The following is a 1,992-nucleotide window of genomic DNA, read 5'->3' on the forward strand; positions in this document are numbered from 1 at the left end:
GCAGAGCCGGTGCTGGGCGATCCCGACGAGACGCTTCCGGACGACAGCCGCTACGCGTGGCCCGTCCTGGTGCTCGCCGCGACGGCGTGCGCCGAACTCGGCGGCACGCCCGAGTTCGAGCGCGTGGAGAAGCGCGCGCAGGCGACGCTGGTCCTCGGACCGGCGCAGGAGGCGTGGAAGAGCACCTACGACGCCGCCGCCGCGCGCGCACGAGGCGACCTGGACGCCGACGCCTGGGACGAGGCCGCGGCCAGGTGGAAGGCGCTGGCGAACCCCTTCCACGAGGCGACGGCGCTCACCTGGGCCGGGCAGGCGGCCCTGCACGCGGGCGACCGCGACGCCGCCCGCGAACGCCTCGCGCGGGCCACCGACCTGGCCCGCGAGCTCGGCGCCGTGCCGCTGCTGGACCGGCTGTCCGGGCTGTCGCAGCGGGCCCGGCTCGGCGAGCGGACCGAGCCCGCCGCCGCGCCGTTCGGCCTCACCCCGCGCGAGTTCGAGGTGCTGCGGCTGGTCGCCGACGGGCAGAGCAACCGCGACATCGCCGAGGCCCTGTTCATCTCCGCGAAGACCGCCAGCGTGCACGTCTCCAACATCCTGGCCAAGCTGGGCGTCACCAGCCGGGGCGAGGCCGCCGCGACCGCGCACCGCCTCTCCCTGTTCACCCCCGCCGCCCACTGACCGCCCTCCCCCAGGGGGCGCACGCGAAAGGGCCCGGCCACCGCGAGGTGGGCCGGGCCCTGCCGGGATGAGGGGCGCCGCTCCGCGTCAGGCGGGGACGCGCGCGACGCAGAAGACGGTCTGCCCGAACGGCGGCCGGACGATCCGCTCGATCGCCCGGGTGGTCGGGATGACCGTCCGGTCGTAGATCTTGACGAGCCGCGGGTCGGGGTAGCCCGCGCCGCCGCGCCGGACCGCCGCCCACCAGGCGATGCCGCCCAGGAAGTTGATCGGCTTGAGCACGTCCGGGACCAGGCCCGCCTCGCGCACCGACTCCGCCAGCGTGTCCGGGGTGTACCGCTGGACGTGCCCGACCTTGCGGTCGAAGTCGCCGTAGAGCTGCGGGTAGCCGGGCACCCAGATGACGATGCGGCCGCCGGGCTCGGTCACGGCGGCCAGGTCGCGCAGCGCCTGCACGTCGTCCTTGATGTGCTCCAGGACGTTCATCATGACGACGGTGTCGACCTTCTGCCGGATGTCGATCGCGGCGGGCAGCTCCAGGTCGATGACCTCGACGTCCTCGTTGCCGTCGTAGCGCTTGCGCAGCTCGCGGACGCAGTACGGGTCGTTGTCGCTGACGACCAGGTAGTCCAGGCGGCCCGCGAACTGCTCGGAGAAGTGGCCGAGCCCGGAGCCGATCTCCAGGAGCTTGCGCCCGACGTGCGGGGCGACCATGTCGTACTCGTACTTGCGGTAGTTGCGCGCCTCGTCGCCGCCGAGGTGGTTCTCCAGCGCGCCCTCACCGGCGGCGGGCTGGACCACGTCCTCGCCCGCGGCGGGCGGCGCGGCCGCCGCCGCCTGCTTGGGGCCGCTGCTCAGGAGGCTGAGGACGCCGCCCATGATGCTCTTCTTCTGACCTGGTGACTGCATACTTCCCGCTCGCTCGGATGCTGTTCGACAGGGCCGATGCCGATCTCGGGCACAAAGGTCGGGACAGTCTACCCACAGCGCGCGGCCCCAAAGGCCCGGTCCGCGACAGCGCGTCAGGCCGGGGAAAGCACCAGGTCAGGCGGCGGTGAACCCCGCCTCGACCCGCAGTCATCCCGTGGTCAAGCCGCGGTCAGCCGCCGGTGAACTCCCGGGCGGCCCGTCTAGGGCCCGCGGGCCCCGACAGGTTCCAGGTCACGTCCCCGTAGCGAACGCTGTGCAGGTGGTCGCGGACGGCCTGCTCGGCGGGGTCGGGCCGCCGGGTCCGCGCGATCCCGTACACGTCCATGATCTCACTCAGCACGGCGGCGCGGACCGCGTCGAGCGTCACCGGCAGCCCGAGGTCGG

General features: G+C 73.8%; 3 protein-coding genes. 1 reads left to right on the plus strand and 2 read right to left on the minus strand.

Features of this window, described 5'->3' with window-relative positions:
* The coding region (locus AB0J52_RS38155; protein ID WP_500187884.1) for a helix-turn-helix domain-containing protein at nucleotides 1-678 on the plus strand (678 nt) is incomplete at its 5' end.
* An 87-nt stretch (nucleotides 679-765) separates the two neighbouring features.
* Here the strand turns inward: AB0J52_RS38155 and AB0J52_RS38160 are convergent.
* Complete coding sequence (locus tag AB0J52_RS38160; protein WP_500187885.1) at nucleotides 766-1,557, minus strand: class I SAM-dependent methyltransferase; 792 nt, start codon at nucleotides 1,555-1,557, stop codon at nucleotides 766-768.
* Between the two features lie 220 nt (nucleotides 1,558-1,777).
* A partial coding sequence (locus tag AB0J52_RS38165; RefSeq protein WP_500187887.1) for a hypothetical protein occupies nucleotides 1,778-1,992 on the minus strand: 215 nt, incomplete at its 5' end.

This window comes from Spirillospora sp. NPDC049652 (assembly GCF_040675125.1).
Taxonomy (GTDB): Bacteria; Actinomycetota; Actinomycetes; order Streptosporangiales; family Streptosporangiaceae; genus Spirillospora.

Bases quoted from the DNA above. Each gene is read 5' to 3' on its own strand.
- AB0J52_RS38160 (WP_500187885.1), bottom strand. From the start codon at position 1,557: ATGGGCGGCGTCCTCAGCCTCCTGAGCAGCGGCCCCAAGCAGGCGGCG.